Source organism: Blastococcus sp. VKM Ac-2987, assembly GCF_026967805.1.
In the GTDB taxonomy this organism is placed as follows: Bacteria; Actinomycetota; Actinomycetes; order Mycobacteriales; family Geodermatophilaceae; genus Blastococcus.
Window position 1 is genome coordinate 1,285,128 of record NZ_JAPVBG010000001.1, and the last position, 17,572, is coordinate 1,302,699.

General features: G+C 75.1%; 26 protein-coding genes and 1 pseudogene. 17 read left to right on the forward strand and 10 right to left on the reverse strand.

Annotation, left to right across the window (positions count from 1 at the left end; genetic code table 11):
* Positions 1–51 precede the first annotated feature (51 nt).
* Together cpaB and mscL are read left to right on the forward strand one after the other, a co-directional pair.
* Positions 52–675: a Flp pilus assembly protein CpaB gene (gene cpaB / locus O2W17_RS06350; RefSeq protein WP_269191555.1), complete on the forward strand. Its 624-nt coding sequence runs from the start codon at positions 52–54 to the stop codon at positions 673–675.
* A 47-nt stretch (positions 676–722) separates the two neighbouring features.
* Entirely contained in the window at positions 723–1,139 is a 417-nt protein-coding gene (mscL, locus tag O2W17_RS06355) for a large conductance mechanosensitive channel protein MscL (RefSeq protein ID WP_269191556.1), read from the forward strand.
* A gap of 7 nt (positions 1,140–1,146) precedes the next feature.
* Here mscL and O2W17_RS06360 read toward each other — a convergent pair whose 3' ends face one another.
* Positions 1,147–1,836, reverse strand: coding sequence for a YbaK/EbsC family protein (locus O2W17_RS06360; RefSeq protein ID WP_269191557.1), 690 nt, complete (start codon positions 1,834–1,836; stop codon positions 1,147–1,149).
* Positions 1,837–1,974: 138 nt separating this feature from the next.
* Between O2W17_RS06360 and O2W17_RS06365 the strand changes: the two genes are divergently transcribed.
* Both O2W17_RS06365 and O2W17_RS06370 read left to right on the forward strand, forming a co-directional pair.
* Positions 1,975–2,334 carry a VOC family protein gene (locus tag O2W17_RS06365; protein WP_269191558.1) on the forward strand — a complete coding sequence of 120 codons (360 nt, stop codon included), beginning with the start codon at positions 1,975–1,977 and terminating at the stop codon, positions 2,332–2,334.
* A complete protein-coding gene (locus O2W17_RS06370) occupies positions 2,331–2,744 on the forward strand; it encodes a PaaI family thioesterase (RefSeq protein WP_269191559.1) in 414 nt (137 codons plus the stop codon). The genes O2W17_RS06365 and O2W17_RS06370 overlap by 4 nt, the downstream gene beginning before the upstream one ends.
* On the opposite strand, the gene O2W17_RS06375 is transcribed toward O2W17_RS06370, so the two are convergent.
* The 3 genes from O2W17_RS06375 to O2W17_RS06385 are packed head-to-tail and all read right to left on the reverse strand — an operon-like array spanning position 2,741 to position 4,828.
* Entirely contained in the window at positions 2,741–3,655 is a 915-nt protein-coding gene (locus tag O2W17_RS06375) for an MSMEG_6728 family protein (protein WP_269191560.1), read from the reverse strand. The genes O2W17_RS06370 and O2W17_RS06375 overlap by 4 nt on opposite strands.
* 31 nt (positions 3,656–3,686) lie before the next feature.
* On the reverse strand, positions 3,687–3,986 hold the full coding sequence (locus O2W17_RS06380) for a biopolymer transporter Tol (protein ID WP_269191561.1): 300 nt from the start codon (positions 3,984–3,986) through the stop codon (positions 3,687–3,689).
* Positions 3,983–4,828: an NAD-dependent protein deacetylase gene (locus tag O2W17_RS06385; protein ID WP_269191562.1), complete on the reverse strand. Its 846-nt coding sequence runs from the start codon at positions 4,826–4,828 to the stop codon at positions 3,983–3,985. Before O2W17_RS06385 ends, O2W17_RS06380 begins: the two co-directional genes overlap by 4 nt.
* Before the next feature lie 124 nt (positions 4,829–4,952).
* On the opposite strand from O2W17_RS06385, the gene O2W17_RS06390 reads away from it, so the two are divergent.
* Positions 4,953–5,966, forward strand: a complete 1,014-nt coding sequence (locus O2W17_RS06390; RefSeq protein WP_269191563.1) for an ion channel — start codon at positions 4,953–4,955, stop codon at positions 5,964–5,966.
* A 21-nt stretch (positions 5,967–5,987) separates the two neighbouring features.
* On the opposite strand, the gene O2W17_RS06395 is transcribed toward O2W17_RS06390, so the two are convergent.
* The 3 genes from O2W17_RS06395 to O2W17_RS06405 are packed head-to-tail and all read right to left on the reverse strand — an operon-like array spanning position 5,988 to position 7,561.
* Positions 5,988–6,434: an SRPBCC family protein gene (locus tag O2W17_RS06395; RefSeq protein ID WP_269191564.1), complete on the reverse strand. Its 447-nt coding sequence runs from the start codon at positions 6,432–6,434 to the stop codon at positions 5,988–5,990.
* 29 nt (positions 6,435–6,463) lie between these two features.
* Positions 6,464–6,820: a hypothetical protein gene (locus tag O2W17_RS06400; protein WP_269191565.1), complete on the reverse strand. Its 357-nt coding sequence runs from the start codon at positions 6,818–6,820 to the stop codon at positions 6,464–6,466.
* 45 nt (positions 6,821–6,865) lie between these two features.
* Complete coding sequence (locus O2W17_RS06405) at positions 6,866–7,561, reverse strand: LuxR C-terminal-related transcriptional regulator (protein ID WP_269191566.1); 696 nt, start codon at positions 7,559–7,561, stop codon at positions 6,866–6,868.
* A 183-nt stretch (positions 7,562–7,744) separates the two neighbouring features.
* On the opposite strand from O2W17_RS06405, the gene O2W17_RS06410 reads away from it, so the two are divergent.
* From O2W17_RS06410 to O2W17_RS06445, 8 genes are all read left to right on the forward strand, one after another.
* Positions 7,745–8,011 (forward strand): metal-sensitive transcriptional regulator, encoded by a 267-nt coding sequence (locus tag O2W17_RS06410; protein ID WP_269191567.1) that lies wholly within the window; start codon positions 7,745–7,747, stop codon positions 8,009–8,011.
* 27 nt (positions 8,012–8,038) lie between these two features.
* Positions 8,039–8,344: a rhodanese-like domain-containing protein gene (locus tag O2W17_RS06415; protein ID WP_269191568.1), complete on the forward strand. Its 306-nt coding sequence runs from the start codon at positions 8,039–8,041 to the stop codon at positions 8,342–8,344.
* Positions 8,345–8,413: 69 nt separating this feature from the next.
* Positions 8,414–9,793: an MBL fold metallo-hydrolase gene (locus O2W17_RS06420; protein WP_269191569.1), complete on the forward strand. Its 1,380-nt coding sequence runs from the start codon at positions 8,414–8,416 to the stop codon at positions 9,791–9,793.
* A gap of 26 nt (positions 9,794–9,819) precedes the next feature.
* The gene (locus tag O2W17_RS06425; RefSeq protein ID WP_269191570.1) at positions 9,820–10,059 is read left to right on the forward strand and encodes a rhodanese-like domain-containing protein; all 240 of its coding nucleotides are present in this window, start codon (positions 9,820–9,822) and stop codon (positions 10,057–10,059) included.
* Positions 10,056–10,262 carry a hypothetical protein gene (locus O2W17_RS06430; protein ID WP_269191571.1) on the forward strand — a complete coding sequence of 69 codons (207 nt, stop codon included), beginning with the start codon at positions 10,056–10,058 and terminating at the stop codon, positions 10,260–10,262. Before O2W17_RS06425 ends, O2W17_RS06430 begins: the two co-directional genes overlap by 4 nt.
* Entirely contained in the window at positions 10,259–11,032 is a 774-nt protein-coding gene (locus O2W17_RS06435) for a sulfite exporter TauE/SafE family protein (protein ID WP_269191572.1), read from the forward strand. The genes O2W17_RS06430 and O2W17_RS06435 overlap by 4 nt, the downstream gene beginning before the upstream one ends.
* 294 nt (positions 11,033–11,326) lie before the next feature.
* A complete protein-coding gene (locus tag O2W17_RS06440) occupies positions 11,327–11,605 on the forward strand; it encodes a hypothetical protein (protein ID WP_269191573.1) in 279 nt (92 codons plus the stop codon).
* 306 nt (positions 11,606–11,911) lie between these two features.
* Positions 11,912–12,172, forward strand: a complete 261-nt coding sequence (locus tag O2W17_RS06445; RefSeq protein ID WP_269191574.1) for an SHOCT domain-containing protein — start codon at positions 11,912–11,914, stop codon at positions 12,170–12,172.
* A gap of 24 nt (positions 12,173–12,196) precedes the next feature.
* On the opposite strand, the gene O2W17_RS06450 is transcribed toward O2W17_RS06445, so the two are convergent.
* On the reverse strand, positions 12,197–12,475 hold the full coding sequence (locus tag O2W17_RS06450; protein WP_269191575.1) for a hypothetical protein: 279 nt from the start codon (positions 12,473–12,475) through the stop codon (positions 12,197–12,199).
* Positions 12,476–12,854: 379 nt separating this feature from the next.
* Between O2W17_RS06450 and O2W17_RS06455 the strand changes: the two genes are divergently transcribed.
* The 4 genes from O2W17_RS06455 to O2W17_RS06470 all read left to right on the forward strand — a co-directional run bounded on the left by O2W17_RS06455 (position 12,855) and on the right by O2W17_RS06470 (position 16,902).
* Positions 12,855–14,963: a heavy metal translocating P-type ATPase gene (locus O2W17_RS06455; protein WP_269191576.1), complete on the forward strand. Its 2,109-nt coding sequence runs from the start codon at positions 12,855–12,857 to the stop codon at positions 14,961–14,963.
* 79 nt (positions 14,964–15,042) lie between these two features.
* On the forward strand, positions 15,043–15,516 hold the full coding sequence (locus O2W17_RS06460) for a hypothetical protein (RefSeq protein ID WP_269191577.1): 474 nt from the start codon (positions 15,043–15,045) through the stop codon (positions 15,514–15,516).
* A 99-nt stretch (positions 15,517–15,615) separates the two neighbouring features.
* Positions 15,616–16,260 (forward strand): DUF305 domain-containing protein, encoded by a 645-nt coding sequence (locus tag O2W17_RS06465; RefSeq protein WP_269191578.1) that lies wholly within the window; start codon positions 15,616–15,618, stop codon positions 16,258–16,260.
* A gap of 192 nt (positions 16,261–16,452) precedes the next feature.
* Positions 16,453–16,902, forward strand: a complete 450-nt coding sequence (locus tag O2W17_RS06470; RefSeq protein ID WP_269191579.1) for a WD40/YVTN/BNR-like repeat-containing protein — start codon at positions 16,453–16,455, stop codon at positions 16,900–16,902.
* A 134-nt stretch (positions 16,903–17,036) separates the two neighbouring features.
* On the opposite strand, the pseudogene O2W17_RS22285 reads toward O2W17_RS06470, so the two are convergent.
* Both O2W17_RS22285 and O2W17_RS06475 read right to left on the reverse strand, forming a co-directional pair.
* A pseudogene (locus O2W17_RS22285) lies at positions 17,037–17,252 on the reverse strand (SbtR family transcriptional regulator); the annotation flags it as partial.
* Positions 17,253–17,267: 15 nt separating this feature from the next.
* On the reverse strand, positions 17,268–17,534 hold the full coding sequence (locus O2W17_RS06475) for a TetR/AcrR family transcriptional regulator (RefSeq protein WP_269191580.1): 267 nt from the start codon (positions 17,532–17,534) through the stop codon (positions 17,268–17,270).
* Positions 17,535–17,572: the final 38 nt, after the last annotated feature.

Consider the following 17,572-nt stretch of genomic DNA (forward strand, 5'->3'; position numbering starts at 1 on the left):
AGTTCGCCGCGGCCGGGGCCCGTGCGGGTCCCCGGCGCGCAGGGTCGGGGCATGCCGCGCCTGCGCCGTCCCCGCTCCCCGCTGCTGGTGGCCCGCCGGGCCGCGGCCGCCCTGCTCGCCGCCCTCGCGCTGGCGCTCGCCCTCCGGCCGGGGCCGGCCCCGGCCGGGGAAGCCGCACCGGCCACCGTGCCCGTCGTGGTCGCCGCGGCCGACCTGGCCGCCGGTACCGCGCTGACCCCCGATCACCTCGCACTGGTCCGGCTGCCGCCGGGGGCGGTGCCCGACGGCGTCGTGGGCACCCCCGGGCTGCTGGTGCACCGGGTGCTCGCCGGGCACGTCCGCCGCGGTGAGCCGCTCAGCGACGCCCGGCTGGTCGGCGCCGGGCTGAGCTCGCTGCTGCCACCGGGGCAGGTGGCGGCCCCCGTGCGGCTGGCGGACCTGACGGTCGCCGCGCTGGTCCGCGCCGGCGACCGGGTCGACGTCCTCGCGACCGGGACCGAGCCGGGCTCCGCCGACCGGGTGGCCGGGGGCGCGCTCGTCCTGGCCGCGCCCGCCGCGGACGCGGGCGACCCCGGTGCCGGGCTGCTGGTGCTGGCCGTGGACGAGGCCACCGCGGCGCGGCTCGCCGCCGCCTCGGCCGGCGCCACGCTCACCGTCAGCCTGCCGCCGCCCTGAGACCACCGGTCGCGCGGATCCGGGACCGGACGGCTTGGATGGGCGGCGTGCTCACCGGTTTCAAGGAGTTCCTGTTCCGCGGCAACGTCGTCGATCTCGCCATCGCGGTGGTGATCGGCGCGGCGTTCACCGACGTGGTCAACGCCTTCGCCGAGTCGTTCCTCACCCCGCTCATCGGCCTGGCCGGTGGCGGGGGCGAGCTGGGCGGGACCGTGCAGGTGGACGGTCAGACCTTCAGCTGGGGCGCCTTCGTCAGCCAGGTGATCACCTTCGTCCTGACCGCGGCGATCCTCTACTTCGTCGTCGTGCTGCCGGTGCGCCGGCTGTTCGACCGCCGCGCGCGCGGCGAGGAGCCCGGCCCGGTCGGCCCCACGGAGCTCGAGATGCTCGTCGAGATCCGCGACCTGCTGCGCGCCCAGCAGGGCCTGGGACCGGCGGCCCCGACCCGCCCGCCGGCGCCCTGAACCGGGCTCAGTCGCTGCCCCAGTGCGGCGGCCGGTCCTCGAGGTAGCGCCGGTCGTCGTCGGAGACGTCGGACGGGCGCTCACCCCAGCCGACGTCGCTCTCGTCGGGCGCCCGCTCGCGCGGCGGCAGCACGGGTGCGGGGGGCGGGGCGGCGGGCAGTGGCTGGCCGAGCCCCGCCAGCACCACCGCGCCGGGGAGCGCGGCCAGCAGCGCCCCGGGCACTGCGAGCTTGCCGCCCCGGGTGCCCGAACCGACGACCACCAGCTCCGCCTCGGCGACGGCGGGGTCGACCAGCACCGGCCAGGCCGCGGGCAGGCCCACCGGGGTGATGCCGCCGTAGGCCATGCCGCTCTCCGCCACGGCGACGTCCTGGGGGGCGAAGGATGCCTTCCGCGCGCCGAGGTGCCGGCGCACCAGCCCGTTGACGTCGGCGCGGGTGGTGGCCAGCACCACGCAGGCGGCCAGCGTGGTCTCCCCGCCGCGCCGCGAGGCGACGACGACGCAGTTGGCGGAGGCGGCCAGCGGCACGTCGTAGGCCTCGGAGAACGCCGCCGTGTCGGCGAGGTCCTCGGCGATCTCGGCCACCCACGCGGCACCGGGCAGCCCCGGCAGTGCGGCGGCGACCGGCGGGGCCAGCAGGTCGGGCCGCTCGACGGCCGGCAACCAGTCGAGCGAGCCGAGGACGGGGGCGTTCATCGGGCGGCGGGGAGGGACGGCACGGCTCGATCCTCGGCCACCGGGGCCCACCGGCGCAGCGCGGGGTGGCGGTATCGCTGCGCCCGCCGTCCGGGCTCCGGCTGTCCGCCGCCGTCCCGGAGCGCCAGGATGGAGACCATGATCGGTCAGCTGCACTCCGTCGTGATCGACGCACCCGACCCGTACGCGCTCGCCGGCTTCTACGCCGACCTGCTGGGCATGGAGGTGAGCAAGGGCGGGCCCGGCGACGACTGGGTCGTCCTCACCGGCGCCGGGTACCGCATCGCCTTCCAGCAGGCGCCGGACCTGCGGCCCCCCGCCTGGCCGGACCCGGAGCGCCCCCAGCAGTTCCACCTCGACATCCGGGTCGCCGACGTCGAGGAGGCCGAGCCGAAGGCGCTCGCGATCGGCGCCCGGAAGCTGCCCGGTGGCGGTGGCGACTTCCGGGTCTACGCCGACCCGGTGGGCCACCCCTTCTGCCTGGTGTGGGACGCGTGAGCGAGCAGCAACCGGTGGACCTCACGGTCGCCAGCCCCTTCGTGGCGGCGATGAAGTTCACCGTCACCGAGCGCAGCGGCACCCGCGTGGCCGGGCACGTCGACCTCGGCCCCGACCAGCACACCCCGTGGGGCGTGGTGCACGGCGGCGTCTACTGCTCGGTGGTCGAGTCCGCCGCCAGCATCGGCGCCAGCACGGCGGTGCGGGAGCAGGGGCAGTTCTCCGTCGGCGTCAACAACAACACCGACTTCATCCGCTCGACGACCAGCGGCCGGGTCGACGTCGTCGCCGAGCCGGTCCAGCAGGGGCGGACCCAGCAGCTGTGGCAGGTGCTGCTCACCCGCGCCGAGGACGGCAAGCTGGTGGCGCGCGGCCAGGTGCGGCTGCAGAACGTCCCGCTGCCGGGTTAGCCGAGCACCGCCGGGTCGAGCACGACCGAGAAGAGCGCGCGCGGGTCCTGGAGCGTCGCGGGTGGCCGGGCGGCCGCCCGCGGCACCACCCGGTCCCAGCGGGCGGTCCGCCGGTGCGGCAGCAGCTCCCGGCCCTGGAACCGGTACTCCCCCACCACCTCGCCGACCAGCAGCCCGGCGCCGTGCTCGATCGGCAACCCCACCGGGTCGCCGGGTGCCATCTCGTCGAGGAAGGCCGAGAGCTGGCGCAGGTCCTTGGCCGGGCGGCGGCCGGAGATCTCCCTGGCCAGGGCGCGGAGCTCGACGGGATCCAGCCCGGTCGCGTCGACGTCGATGCCCGACTGGGTGCCGAGCCCGATGACCCCGGCCGCCAGGCAGGCGCCCAGCTCGCCGTGCGCCCGCGGCCGCACCACCCACACCCGCACGCCCTCGGGCTCGGGGGCCGGTGGCAGGTCGTCCGGGCCCGGCCAGAGGTAGGGCAGGTCGTCGGGCTCGGGGCCGAACCGCTCGGTGAACCGGCCGCGGTAGAAGTCGGGGTCCTTGGCGACCAGGTTCGAGCGGTGCGAGAGGTGCAGCGCCTCGTTGCCGATCCAGGACGGAAGGAGGCCGGCGGCTGCCAGCTCGGCCTGCGGCACCCCGACGACGTCCGGCGCGAACTCACCGATCAGCGTCTCGGTGCTGTCGGCGAAGCCGCGCTCGCGCCAGGCCCGCACCATGGCCAGCCCGTAGCTCACCAGCGCCGCCGTCCGGCCGCGCCACATGGTGACGGCGGGGTGGCTGGCCCAGCCGTAGTCGGGCAGCTCCAGCGCCCGGAGGATCTGGAGGGTCTCCACCCGCTGCTTGCCCAGGCGCGGGGAGTCGAGCAGCCGCGCGCTCTCCTCGAAGTCGGGCACGGGCACGAAGGTCTGCATCGCGGGCGTTCCTGCCCCTGCGGGGACCGGGTCAACCGCCGAGCGCCCGCAGCGCCGCCTCCCAGCGGGCCTGCCGGGCCTCGTCGTCCTGGTCCCACCAGGCCGGTCCGCGCTCGCCCAGGCCGGTCTTGGCCAGCTGCACGCGCGCCCGGGCAGCGGCCACCGCGTCGTCGTCGCCCCGGCTGGTCCGGACGGCGGAGCGGGCGACCCCGAGGTGGTGCAGCAGCCGGGCGCGGACGTCGTCCGGCAGGGCCGGGTCGGCGGTCCGCCACCGCCGGCCGTCGACGACGATCCAGCGGCCGTCGTCGGTGCGCTCGACCTCCCGGGTCATGCCAGCCGGCGGGTCAGCTCGGGCAGGACGACGCCCAGCGGGGCGTCGACCTTGAGCGAAGCCTTCCCATCGCCGCGGGTCGGCCCGGAGTTGACGATGGCGACCGGGATGCCGCGCTTGGCGGCGTGGATGACGAACCGGTAGCCGCTCATCACGGTCAACGACGAGCCGAGCACCAGCAGTGCCCGGGCGTCGTCGACCAGCGCGAAGCAGGCGTCGACGCGGTCCCGCGGCACGGTCTCCCCGAAGAAGACGACGTCGGGCTTGAGCGGGCCGCCGCCGCACGCCAGGCAGCCGACCATCACGAACCCGTCGAGCGCCTCCTCGGGCAGCTCGACGTCGCCGTCGGGGTTGACCTCGTCGGTCGGCTCGGGCCGGAAGCCGGGGTTGACCGCCCGCAGCCGCACGTCGAGGGCGGCACGTGCGGCGACGTCGCCGCAGGCGAGGCAGACGGTGCGGTCCAGCCCGCCGTGCAGCTCCAGGACGTCGCGCGCTCCGCCGGCCTGGTGCAGCCCGTCGACGTTCTGGGTGATCACCGCCGCCACCGCGCCGGCCTGCTGCAGGGCGGCGACGGCCCGGTGGCCGGCGTTCGGCCGGGCCTCGGCGATCTGCCACCAGCCCACGAAGCTGCGCGCCCAGTAGCGGTGCCGGCCGCGGGGGTCGCGGGTGAAGGTCTGGTAGGTCATCGGGGTGTGCCGGCGCAGCGACCCGGTGGCGCCCCGGTAGTCCGGGATGCCGGAATCGGTGGACAGCCCGGCGCCGGAGAGGACGAGCGCGCCGCCGTCGCCGAGCAGGCCGGCGAGCTCGGAGAGGCCCTCGACGGGAGAGGTCGCTACGGTCACTCCGCCATCGTCCCTGCCGAGCTGCGGATCCGCCGCCGCCCCGACCGAGGAGGCCGACCGTCGTCCGCACGCCGTTCGCCCGGACCACCCACCGCCACGCACGCGCACGCCGCCGGGGCATCGCGTGACCGGGTGGTGGTGGGACGTCCTGGGCCTGGCGATCGTGGCCTTCGCGGTGGTCGACGAGGGGCGGACGACGCTGGCGGTGGCCAGCGGGCCCGGCCCGCTCACCCGGCTGATCACCGACGGCGTGTGGCGGCTGGCCCGGCGGCCGGCCGTGGCGGACGCGGCGCCGGTGCGCTTCGTGGGTGGCCCGGGGGTCATCGTCATCGCGGTGACCGTCAGTGCGTGGTTCGCCCTGCTCTGGCTGGGCTGGTCGCTGGTCTTCTTCGGCGACGACGAGGCGGTCGTCGGCTCCTCGAGCGGCGCCCCGGCCACGGCCTGGGAGCGGTTCTACTTCGCCGGGTACAGCGTCGTCACGCTGGGCAACGGCGGCTACCAGCCGACCGGGGCCGGCTCCCAGCTGGCCACCGTCGGCGCCGCGCTCAGCGGGATGCTGCTCATCACCCTCGGGGTCTCCTACCTGACCTCGGTGATCTCCGCGGTGGTCGGCAAGCGCAGCTTCGCCTCGCAGGTGACCGGCTTCGGGAGCACCGGCGCCGAGGTGGCGGCCGGCCTGGCGGTGCCCGGCACGGCCTACCCGGCGGTCGTGTCCCTGTCGTCGCTGTCCTCGACCCTGACGACGCTGGCCCAGCAGCACCGGGCCTACCCGCTGCTGCACGCCTACCGCCCGCGGGCAGCGCAGCTCGGCACCGCCCCGGCGGTCGCGGTGCTGCTCGACGCGACCCTGGTGCTGTCCTCGTCGGCCGATTCGGCCGAGCGGCTCCCGGCCGGGCTGCGCCGATCGATCGTCTCCGCCGTGCAGCAGTACGTCACGCACGCCCCCACGACCGGGGGCGACCGCGCCCCGGCGGCGCCGGCGCTGGACCCCGCGGAGATCGCCCGGGCCGGGCTGCGGGCCGACCCGGCGGAGCTCGCCGCGCTGACCGCGGAGTACGCCGAGGTGCGCGACGAGCTCTCCCGGCGGATCGGGGCGGCCGGCTACGGGTGGCCCGGGGACGACCGCCCGCCGTCCTGACCGCCGGTCGGGACCGGCTGCTCAGCCGGTGGTGACCGCCTGCTCCAGCCGGGTCAGCATCGCGTCCTGCATGCGCGCCAGGCCCTTGGGGGCGAAGGTGCGCTCGAAGAAGCCGCCGATGCCGGTGGCGCCGGTCCAGGTGGTGCGCGCCCGCACCGTGCTGAGCCCGGCGTCGGCGGCCGCGACGGTCCAGGTGGTCACCATGCTGGAGTTGGTGTCGGTCTCCACGAGCGCCCCGTCCGGGGTCTCGGTGACGACGACGTCCTGCTCGCGCACCCGCTTCGAGGTGGCCTGCAGCCGCCAGTGCACCTTGGTGCCGGCGCCTTGCCCGCCGGCGTCCACGCGGTACTCGCTGTACTGCTCGGGGAGCACCTGCGGCCGGGTGACGGCGTAGTCGGCGAGCGCGGCGCGCACGACGTCCGCCGGTGCCCGCAGGACTCTTTCGGTGGTGGCGACGACCTGACCCATGGCGCCCATCCTGCCCTCCGGCGGATCGGCTACGCCTGCCCCTCCTCGTTGTTGAGGTAGGAGCAGCGGAACCGGGCGCCGGCCATCGCCTCGGTGAAGCGCGCCTCCCACAGCGGGTCGTCCGCCGGGATCTCGTCGAACACCCGCTCCTCGAGCACCTCCGGGTGCCCGTCGGGCCCGGGGCAGCTGCGGCGCAGCAGCACCCGGGTCACGCCGTCGACCTCGTCGTGCGCGGCGCTCCAGCGGGCTGCGGCGACGGCCCGCTCCCGCCACACCCGCTCGCGCGCGGGCAGCGCGCGTCCCGCGGGCTGCGGCACCGAGACGGCCCAGACGACGATCCCGGTCAGCAGCAGGAGCAGCAGCACAGCCGCCAGGACGCCGACCATGCCCAGCACGGTAACCCCGCCGGGCCCGATCGGCGGGGCTCCGGGTCAGACCTCGACGGGAGCGGCGGTCAGGGCGTGCGCGCCGCAGGTGCAGCCGTTGCGGGCCGACAGGACCATCGAGACCGCGTGCGCCCGGTCGCGGGCGCCCAGCTTGCGCAGGATCGCCTTGACGTGGGACTTCACGGTGTCCTCGGAGATGAAGAGGTTCTCGCCGATCTTCCGGTTCGACTGGCCGAGGATCAGCTCGTCGAGGACGTCGGACTCGCGGCGGGTCAGCGGGACCTCGGGGGTCAGCTCGCGGCCCACCGGCGCGCCGCCGCCCTCGACCCGGCGGATCTGCGGGTCGACGACGATCCGCCCGGCGCGGGCGGCCAGGACGGCCCAGCCCAGCAGGGTGGCGGAGGTGTTCATCAGCAGGTAGCCGCGGATGCCGGCGGCCAGCGCCTCGTTGACCACGGCGGGGTCCTCGGAGGTGGCGACCGCCACGATCGCCGTCCGCGGGAAGCGACGGCGCAGGTCGCGGACTGCGTTCAGCGTGGCGCCGCGCCCGGAGCCGAGCTCGACGACCACGGCGTCGGGACGGGCGGACTCGGCCAGCGGCACCGCGCGTCGGGTCTCCCCGGCGGCGCCGACGGCCTGCATGCCGGCGGTCTCGTCGATCATGCCGACGAGGCCGCGACGCAGGACCGGGGCGTCGGCGAGGACGAGGACTCGGGTGACGCCCGTGCTGGGGATGGACACGCTGGTGGCTCCGCTCACGTTCGGTGACGACCTGACCTGCATTCCATCGACCGGGTGAACCCACTGCTTGAGCAGCACTTTCCGCGGAATCCCACCGGCGGTCGGAGTGCCGCCGCCGCAGGTGTGCGGGTGGGCACCGACCCGCAGGTTGCGGATACCCCCTGGGGTATCCATACTCGGGTCGTGGACATCCCGCAGGGCGAGCTGACCGACGTCGTCAAGCGCCTCAAGCGCGTCGAGGGCCAGATCGGCGGCATCGTGAAGATGATCGAGGACGGCCGGGACTGCTCCGCCGTGGTCACCCAGCTGGCCGCGGCATCGAAGGCGCTGAGCAAGGCCGGGTTCGCCGTCGTCTCCACCGGGATGCGCTACTGCTCGACCAACGAGGACGCCGAGACCCGCGAGATCGACCTCCGCGAGTTCGAGCGCCTCTTCCTCTCCCTGGCCTGACCCTCCCACCGACGCTCGGAGCACACCGTGAACGCAGAGGTACCCCAGCTCACCCCCGCCCAGGTCGCCGACCGCACCGACGCCGTCGTCCTCGACGTCCGCGAGGCCGCCGAGCTCACCGAGGGCCGCATCGCCGGCAGCGTCCACATCCCGCTCGGGCAGCTGCCCGCCCGCGCCGCCGAGCTCGACCGCGGCCGCCCGGTCGTCACGGTCTGCCGGAGCGGCGGGCGCAGCTCCCGGGCGGCGCGGTTCCTCGCCGACCAGGGCTACGAGGTGGCCGACCTCGCCGGCGGCATGACCGCGTGGGTCGCCGAGGGCCGTCCGACCGCCTGACCGACGTCCATTTTCACTGATAGATACCCCTACCCTGTACCGTACCCTGTACCGTACCGAGGAGCGTTCATGCAGATCGACATCATCGAGACCACCGGCCTCGGCGACCGCAGCTACCTGGTCAGCGCCGACGGTGTCGGCGTGGTCATCGACCCGCAGCGCGACATCGACCGGGTGCTCGCGCTCGCCGAGAAGCGGGGCGTCCGCATCGCGCTCGTGGCCGAGACCCACGTCCACAACGACTACCTGACCGGCGGGCTGGAGCTGGCCCGCACCGTCGGAGCCGGGTACGCCGTCCCGGCCGGGGACACCGTCGCCTACGAGCGGGTCCCGGCCGCCGACGGCGACGTGCTCGAGGCGGGACCGATGCGGCTGCGGGTGATGCACACCCCCGGGCACACCCACCACCACGTCAGCTACGTGCTCACCGACGCCGACGGGCAGACCCAGGCGGTGTTCACCGGCGGCTCGATGCTCTACGGCTCGACCGGCCGCACCGACCTGGTCGGCCCCGAGCACACCGACGAGCTCACCCATGCCCAGTACCACTCGGTGCGCCGGCTGGTCGACGAGCTGCCCGCGGGCACCCCGGTCTTCCCGAGCCACGGATTCGGTTCGTTCTGCGCTGCCACCCCGACCAGCGGCGACTCGTCCACCGTCGGCGACCAGGCGCGGGTCAACCCGGCGCTCACGCAGGACGAGCGGACCTTCGTCGACCAGCTCATCGCCGGCCTCACCGCCATCCCGGCCTGGTACGCCCACATGGGTCCGGCGAACGCCGCCGGCCCCGCGCCGGTGGACCTGTCGATGCCGCGGCCGGTCGACCCCGACGAGCTGGCCGTCCGGCTGGCCTCCGGCGAATGGGTGATCGACCTGCGCAGCCGGACCGCGTTCGCCGCCGGACACCTGCCCGGTGCGCTGAACTTCGAGCTGGCCATCGCGAACTTCGTCACCTACGTCGGCTGGCTGGTCCCGTGGGGCGCGCCGGTCACCCTGCTCGGGGAGACCGGGGAGCAGGTCGCCGCGGCCCGCCGCGAACTGGTCCGCATCGGCATCGACCGGCTCGCCGGCGCCGCGATCGGCAGCCCCGAGGCCCTGGCCGCCGGCCGGGACCTGGGCGCCTACCCGGTCAGCGACTTCACCGGCCTCGCCGACGCGATCGGCACCGACCCCCACCTGGTGGTCCTCGACGCCCGCCGCGACGACGAGCGCGCCGGCGGCGGGGTGCGCGGCTCGCTGCACATCCCCATCCACGACCTGCCCGGCCGGCTCGACGAGGTCCCGGCCGGCGACGTGTGGGTCTACTGCGGCTCCGGCTACCGCGCCTCCATCGCCGCCTCGATGCTCGCCCGCGCCGGCCGCCGCCCGGTGCTGGTCGACGGCGGCTACGGCGACCCGGACACCGGCGCGGCCGCCGCCGGCCTGCACGCCCGTCCCGCCACCACCTGACCGACGATCCAGAGGACGACAGCCCCGTGAACTCCCGCACCACCGCCCTGATCACCCCCGCCGAGCTGACCGACCGGCTCACCGGCGACACCGCACCCACCCTGGTCGACGTGCGCACCCCGGCCGAGTACGAGACCGCGCACATCCCCGGCTCGATCAACATCCCGCTGCCGCTGGTGACCGAGCACGCCACCGCGCTGGCCGCGGCCGGGCCCGCTGGGCCCTGGAACGCCAGGTCCGCCTGGTCGCCGGTGGTCTGGTCGTGACCAGCATCCTGGCCAGCCTGCGCTTCCCCCGAGCCCGCTTCCTCGCCGGGGGTGTCGGCGCCGGGCTGACCACCGCCGCGGTCACCGACACCTGCGCCATGGGCGCGGCGCTGTCCCGGCTGCCCTACAACCGCGGCGGTCGCGCGGTGACCCTGCGCGACGCGGTGCAGGTGCTCCGGGCGTCCGGCAGCACCACGTCGTGACCGTCGCGATCGTCCTCGGCCTGGTCATCGGGGCGCTGGTCGGCCTGCTCGGCGGCGGCGGGTCGATCCTGGCCGTCCCGGCGCTGGTCTACGCCGCCGGGCAGGACCTGCCGCAGGCGGTCGCGACGTCGCTGCTCGTCGTCGGCATCACCGCGCTGGTGGCGCTGCTCCCGCGGCTGGGGAGGGGCCAGATCGCCTGGCGGATCGCGCTGCTGTTCGGCGCGGCCGGCATCGCCACCGCCTTCGCCGGCGCCGCGGTCAACCGGCTCCTCCCACCCGAGGTCGTGCTCGGCCTGTTCGCCGCCCTGATGGTCGGCGCCGGTGTCCGGATGCTGTCGGAGAAGCCCACCACCGGCGCCGCCTGCGCCGCCGACGGCGGCCGGGTCGATTGGCGCCGCTGCCTGCCCCGCACCCTGGCCGGCGGGCTCGCCGTCGGGTTTCTCACCGGCCTGCTGGGCGTCGGCGGCGGCTTCCTGATCATCCCGGTGCTGGTCGTCGTCCTGGGCCTGGCGATGGAGGTCGCGATCGGCACCTCCCTGCTGGTCGTCGCCGTCAACTCCGCCGCCGGGTTCGCCGCGCACGCCGGCGGCGCACCCCTGGACGTACCGGTCACCGTCGCGTTCACCGCGGCCGCCGTCGTCACCGCGCTGGCCGCCGGCCGGCTCGCCACCCGGCTGGACACCGCGCGACTGCGCCGCTGGTTCGCCTACCTGGTGTTCGTCGTCGCTGCCGGCATCCTCGTCCAGATCACCGCGGCCCTGCTCGGATGACCGACGTCACCGCGCGGGACGTGCCAGTGGGGTGCCAACCGCTGCTCTGACCAGCGGCGAAGCGGGCGGTTCGGCGGATTTCTTACACACCAGCAGCTACGGCCGTTCAGGCGTCGTGCAAGTCCCGGTGGTCTGGGCAGAGGACACGCCCCTCGCCGTCACGAGACAGCCCCTCCGTGCGACCGCACGCCCGGCACCGCTGCCCACGCTGCTCGTCCCTGTCGATCGGCCACCAGACCACCGAAGTCCCCTCGTTCGTTCCGACGCCGACATCGTGGCCGACCACCCCCTGTCATGTTCCCGTCGGCGACCTCGCCGGCCGGCGCCACCGCTGCGCTCGCCGAGCTCGCGCTGAATGCCGCGGACCACGAGCTCGCCGCGCGGGTGCTCGGCGATGCGACCGCGCCGGTGGGGCCTGACGGGCACGGGTGGATCCAGACTCATGGGGCCCACTGGCGCTACGAGGTCGGCTGGAACTTCCACCCGCTGTGGGACGCGTCGGCGGCGCGCGAGCTCACTGCCACGATCCGGTTCAGCGCCGCCGACCTGGCCGCGGTCTCCCGCCTCCTGTAGTCGGGTCGGCGCCGGCTGCGACGCTGCGTCTGTCAGGTCGCGGGCGAGGACCGCCTCGTGGTGCTCCAACGCCGGGACGCCACAGCTGCTTGCGGTCGGCGGCGGCGTTCAGTGCACCGTGCGACTCGTAGCCTGCCGCGCTGGTCTCGCTGGGGATCCGGGCCGTGACGTGCCACTGAGGGCCGACGGCCCTGCTGGCGGTGACTTTCGCTCGATGCGGGGCCGGCCGACGGCGGCGGAGTCTGACGATAAGCCGGCGGACCGGGAGCGACCCGGACGCGGCTGGTGCGCGGAGATGAGACAGCGATGATGGACTGGTACGACGGCGACCACATGACCGGCTGGGGCTGGGCCGGCATGACCCTCGGCAGCCTGCTGTTCATCGCCCTACTCGTCCTGGGCGGGATGCTGCTCATCAGCGCCACCCGGCAGGCCGACCGCCCGGCTGAGCCGGTCCGCTCCCCGGAGCAGCTGCTGGCCGAGCGGTTCGCCCGCGGCGAGCTCAGCGACGAGCAGTTCCGGCAGCAGCTGACCACGCTGCGCGACACCGGCGCACGAACCCCCTGACCGGTCCGGCCGGCAGTGGTGGGGCTACGCCACGAGTCGCAGGGCGGCGTCGCCGGGGCTCCAGGCGGAGGAGGTGTCCCCGGTGGGAGTTCCGAGGAGCAGGCCCAGGTGTGCCCGGGTACCGGCCAGCAGGGCGGCGGGCGCGGTCTCGGTGACCCCGTTGCGCGGCGCGGTCGCCACCGGCTCGACGCCGGCGGCCCGCCAGCGGGTGATCACCGCCCGCTCGGCGGTCAGCGCGGCGTCGTGGTCCAGGCCCACCCACTGCGCGACCAGCCGGTAGCCGCGGCCGACGTGGTTGCGCACGCGGGCGTCGACGCCGGTGACGCCGACCCTTGATCGCGCTGGCAGCGGGGTGGCCGCAGCCGCGCCCGGCGCCAGTTGATGACCCGACGGTCGCAACCCGTGGCCACCAGGTCGTTGCTGAGTCCGCCAGCACTAGCAGGTATACCCGCGGGGGGTATAGCGTTGGCAATGGCACACGGTCCGGTGACGCCACCTGAGCCGCCCCCACCGGGGTAGGGATCAGGCCGTTCGACGCGAGGGTTGGAAGACCATGTCAGATCCCATGAGCCGTTCTGGTTCCCACCACACGGGGCACTCCGACGCGGCCGCGGCCGCGGCCGGGCACGATCACGGGTCGACCCACGGGCAGGGCATGCCGGTCGGTGACGGTGCCGGCGACATGCGCCTTTCCGTTGAGGACCCGATGCAGGCCGCGTCTCCCGACCACGGCGTTCACGCCGGTCACGGCGGCGGCGACCACGTGGCGATGTTCCGGCGGCTGTTCTGGCTGATGCTGGCGCTGGCGGTGCCGACGGTGCTGCTCAGCGGCATGTTTGCCGACATCGTGGGCTACTCGCTGCCCGACGTCCCCGGCCTGATGTGGGTTTCTCCGGTGTTGGGCACGGTCATCTACGTCTGGGGTGGCCGGCCGTTCCTCACCGGCGCGATCGGTGAGATCCGAGCCCGCAAGCCCGGGATGATGCTGCTCATCGGCATGGCCATCACCGTGGCCTTCGTCGCCTCCTGGGGCTCCACGGCCGGCCTGCTCTCCCACGAGCTGGACTTCTGGTGGGAGCTGGCGCTGCTGATCGTGATCATGCTGCTCGGCCACTGGCTGGAGATGCGGTCGCTGGCGCAGACCTCCTCGGCGCTGGACTCACTCGCCGCGCTGCTGCCCGACGAGGCGGAGAAGGTCGTCGGCGACAAGGTGGTCACCGTGCCGCCGGCCGAGCTGGCCCTCGGCGACGTGGTCATCGTCCGCCCGGGCGGGCGGGTGCCGGCCGACGGGCAGGTCGTCGACGGCACCGCCGACGTCGACGAGTCGATGATCACCGGGGAGTCCAAGCCGGTGCGCCGCGGCCCCGGGGACGCCGTGGTGGCCGGCACCGTCGCCACCGACACCGCGATCCGGGTGCGGGTCGCCGCGGTCGGTGAGGACACCGCGCTGGCCGGCATCCAGCGGCTGGTCGCCGAGGCGCAGTCCTCCACCACCCGCGCGCAGCTGCTGGCCGACCGAGCCGCCGGCTGGCTGTTCTGGTTCGCCATCGCCGCCGCCGCGATCACCGCCGTCATCTGGACCGTCTACGGCACCCCGGAGGACGCACTCACCCGCGTCATCACGGTGCTGGTCATCGCGTGCCCGCACGCACTCGGCCTGGCCATCCCGCTGGTCGTGTCGATCTCCACCGAGCGGGCCGCCCGCGGCGGGGTGCTGGTCAAGGACCGCGGCGCGATGGAGCGGATGCGAACCGTCGGAACGGTCTTGTTCGACAAGACCGGGACGCTGACCAAGGGCGAGCCGGCGGTCAACCACATCGCCGGTGCCGGCCTGGCCGAGGACGAGGTGCTGGCGCTGGCCGCGGCCGCGGAGGCCGACAGCGAGCATCCGCTGGCCCGCGCGATCGTCGCGGCAGCCGGCCACCGCGGCCTGACGGTTGCGCCGGCGACCGAGTTCCGCGCGTCGGCCGCCGTGGGGGTCACTGCCACCGTCGACGGGCGCACCGTCGCCGTCGGCGGGCCGCACCTGCTGGCCGAGCACGGCCTGACCCCACTGCCGGACACCGGGTCGTGGGCGGAGACCGGCTCGACGGTGCTGCACGTGCTGGTCGACGGGCACATCGTCGGCGCACTCGGCCTGGCCGACGAGGTCCGGCCGGAGTCCCGCGAGGCCGTCGACGCGCTGCAAGCCCTGGGCATCGAGGTCGCCATGATCACCGGCGACGCCGAGCCGGTCGCCCGCGTGATCGCCGCCGAGCTCGGCATCGACCAGGTGTTCGCCGGGGTGCGCCCGGAGCACAAGGCCGAGAAGGTCGCCGAGCTGCAGCGCCGGGGGCGGTCGGTCGCGTTCACCGGCGACGGCGTGAACGACGCCCCCGCGCTCGCCCAGGCCGACGTCGGCATCGCGATCGGGGCGGGCACCGACGTCGCGATCGCCTCCGCCGGCATCATCCTGGCCTCCTCCGACCCCCGCGCGGTGCTGTCGGTCATCCGGCTGTCTCGGGCGAGCTACCGCAAGATGCAGCAGAACCTGTGGGCCGGGGCCGGCTACAACCTGCTCGCGGTGCCGCTGGCCGCTGGAGTGCTCGCCCCGATCGGCTTCATCCTGCCGATGGAGGTCGGCGCGCTGCTGATGAGCCTGTCCACCGTCGTCGTGGCGTCCAACGCCCAGCTGCTGCGGCGGCTGGACCTGCGGCCGGAGGCCAGCGTCGCCGAGGTCACCGCGGGCCACACGGGCCGGGCCCGGGGTGCGGCCACGGACGCCGAGCCGGCCGCCGCCGGCCGGCACTGAGCGGTCCGGACACCCGGGCAGCGTAGGTGGCAGGCGGTCGCTTGGGCCGTCGTAGCCTCGGACGGAAAGGGGGGTAGGGATGGCGGCACGAGGATGGACGGCGCTGCTGCTGCTGGCCGCCGTCTTCGCGATGCACGGCCTTCAGTGCACCGCCGCCGGCACCGATCACGCGGCCGGACACGGTGCCGCCACGGTCGCCGTGGCCCCTGCCGGGCTGCTCGACGGCGGCGCGCACACCAGCGCGGCGAGCACTCCGACCGACGCGCACGGTGCCCACCGCGACATCAGCGCGATGATCGTCGCCGCTGCTGCTCCCGTGGCAGGCCTGCTCGCCGCCGGGCACGACAGCACGCCGGCCGATCAGGGCGGGCACCTGTGGACGCTGTGCCTGGCCGTGCTCGCCGCCGGCCTGGCCGTGCTGCTCACCCTGCTGCTGCCCCGCACCCCGGCGCTGCCCGGCCCGCCCCGGGCACGGCTACGCCCCCGACTGCCCGCCGGCCTGGCACCGCTCCGGCCGCCGGACCTGCACGCCCTCTGCTTGCTGCGGACCTAGGCCGACCGCCACCACCGCCCCACCCCAGCCCCGCGCTGGCCCGGCGGCGGTGTGCGCGCACGCCCACCGGTCCACCCCCGCAGCCAGGAGATCCCAGCCATGCCCCGCACCACGACACGCCTGACCGTCCTCACCGCCGCCCTGATCGCCGGCGCTCTCGTCCTCGCCGGCTGCGCCGACGACGACTCCGACGCCGCCGGGCACGGCTCGATGATGAACGGCGGAAGTTCCTCGACCAGCTCGTCGGCCGAGCAGGCCGAGTTCAACGACGCCGACGTCGCGTTCGCCCGCGAGATGATTCCCCACCACCGGCAGGCGATCGCCATGTCCGAGCTGGCCCAGACTCGCGCCGCCGACCCGCGGGTGCTCGACCTGGCCGCCCGCATCCAGGCCGCGCAGGACCCCGAGATCGAGATGATGACCGGCTGGCTGCAGGACTGGGATGCCGACGCCGGCCACATGAACGACGGCATGGACGACGGCATGGGCGGCATGGACCACGGCGAGGGCGGAATGATGTCCGAGGGCGACATGCAGGCCCTGATGGCCGCCACCGGTCCGGAGTTCGACCGCCTCTTCCTGACCGGGATGATCGCCCACCACCAGGGCGCGGTACAGATGGCCGTCGAGGAGTCCGCCAACGGGCGCAACGACGAGGCGATCGCATTGGCCGCATCCATCCGCGACAGCCAGAACGCCGAGATCGCCGAGATGCAGCAGCTGCTCACCGAGCTCGGCGGCTGACCCAGCCGCGGCGGGGCGGGCCGACCGCCCGCCCCGCCGCACCGCCTGCCTGTTCCGTGACTGGGCCATCCGGAGTTCTCGCATGCGCTTGTCCCGCACCACCCGTTCCACACTGGCCGGCACCGCCCTGGTGGCCCTGCTGACCGGCTGATCGCGGTCGGCGACGACGGCCGGACGGCCGCGGTCGGTCCGGTGATCGACCTGATGGGGTTCGCCGTCGCCGGGCCGGACCACTACCTGGCCTCCGGCCATCCGGGCCTGCGCACCGACCTGCCCAACCCGGTCGGGCTCATCGCGAGCACCGACGGCGGTGAGACCTGGACACCGCTGTCCCGCGCCGGGGAGTCCGACTTCCACGCCCTCACCGCCCTGCCCGGCGGGGTAGCTCTCGGCTACGACGGCACACTGCGCCGCACCGCCGACGGAACCACCTGGGAGCAGCTGGCCATCCCCGCCGAACCGCACACGCTCACCGCCGCCGCCGACGGCCAGGTACTGGCCACCACCGGTACCGGCCTACTGCGCTCGCCCGACGCCGGCACGACGTGGGTGCCGGTGCAGGGCGCTCCGCTGCTGCAGGCAGTCGCCTGGACCGACGACGGCACCGCCGCGGTCGGCATCACCCCCGACGGCGTGGTGTAGATCAGCACCGACGCCGCCGGCACCTGGCAGCAGCGGGCGCAGCTGGCGGCGCCGCACGCCGTGGCCGCGGCCGCCGACGACGGCGGTGGCCTGCGCGTGGTGGCCGTGACCGAGTCCGGCCGGCGCAGCCCGGCCAGGGTCATGGTGACCAGCCGCCGGACCACGGCGTCGGAGTGCAGGTCGGCGGCCGCCGACAACGCGCCGAGCACGTAGCCGGCCAGCTCGTCCGGGGACACGTCGCCGCGCAGCTCGCCGGCGGTGATGCCCTCGGCGAGCAGGTCGCGGAGGAAGTCGCGCAGGTGGCGTCGCGCGTGATCGACGTGGGCGCCACGGTGCAGCCGGACCGCCAGTTCGGAGCCCGCGTGCTAGCCGGACATCCCCAGGTAGGCCAGCAACACCGCCTCCAGCCGGTCACCTGGGCCGGCGGCGTCCCGGACCTGGACCAGGTGCTCGAGGTGGCTGGTGACCTGCCGGGTGTGCCAGGCCGTCAGCAGCGCCTCGACATCGGGGAAGTACCGGTACAGGGTGGCGTGGCCGATACCGGTCCGCTGCGCGATCTGCGACATGGTGACCGCGGCCGGGCCGTGCTCGGCGACCAGCGCGGCGGTCGCGTCCAGGGCCGCGTCGTGCACGGCGCGGCAGCTACATCGCCACCGACGTGATCACCTGG

Coding starts and splice junctions, on each gene's coding strand:
- cpaB (WP_269191555.1), top strand. CDS start 52: ATGCCGCGCCTGCGCCGTCCCCGCTCCCCGCTGCTGGTGGCCCGCCGG.
- O2W17_RS06360 (WP_269191557.1), bottom strand. CDS start 1,836: ATGAACGCCCCCGTCCTCGGCTCGCTCGACTGGTTGCCGGCCGTCGAG.
- O2W17_RS06365 (WP_269191558.1), top strand. CDS start 1,975: ATGATCGGTCAGCTGCACTCCGTCGTGATCGACGCACCCGACCCGTAC.
- O2W17_RS06375 (WP_269191560.1), bottom strand. CDS start 3,655: ATGCAGACCTTCGTGCCCGTGCCCGACTTCGAGGAGAGCGCGCGGCTG.
- O2W17_RS06380 (WP_269191561.1), bottom strand. CDS start 3,986: ATGACCCGGGAGGTCGAGCGCACCGACGACGGCCGCTGGATCGTCGTC.
- O2W17_RS06395 (WP_269191564.1), bottom strand. CDS start 6,434: ATGGGTCAGGTCGTCGCCACCACCGAAAGAGTCCTGCGGGCACCGGCG.
- O2W17_RS06400 (WP_269191565.1), bottom strand. CDS start 6,820: ATGGTCGGCGTCCTGGCGGCTGTGCTGCTGCTCCTGCTGCTGACCGGG.
- O2W17_RS06420 (WP_269191569.1), top strand. CDS start 8,414: ATGCAGATCGACATCATCGAGACCACCGGCCTCGGCGACCGCAGCTAC.
- O2W17_RS06440 (WP_269191573.1), top strand. CDS start 11,327: ATGTTCCCGTCGGCGACCTCGCCGGCCGGCGCCACCGCTGCGCTCGCC.
- O2W17_RS06445 (WP_269191574.1), top strand. CDS start 11,912: ATGATGGACTGGTACGACGGCGACCACATGACCGGCTGGGGCTGGGCC.
- O2W17_RS06455 (WP_269191576.1), top strand. CDS start 12,855: ATGCGCCTTTCCGTTGAGGACCCGATGCAGGCCGCGTCTCCCGACCAC.
- O2W17_RS06460 (WP_269191577.1), top strand. CDS start 15,043: ATGGCGGCACGAGGATGGACGGCGCTGCTGCTGCTGGCCGCCGTCTTC.
- O2W17_RS06465 (WP_269191578.1), top strand. CDS start 15,616: ATGCCCCGCACCACGACACGCCTGACCGTCCTCACCGCCGCCCTGATC.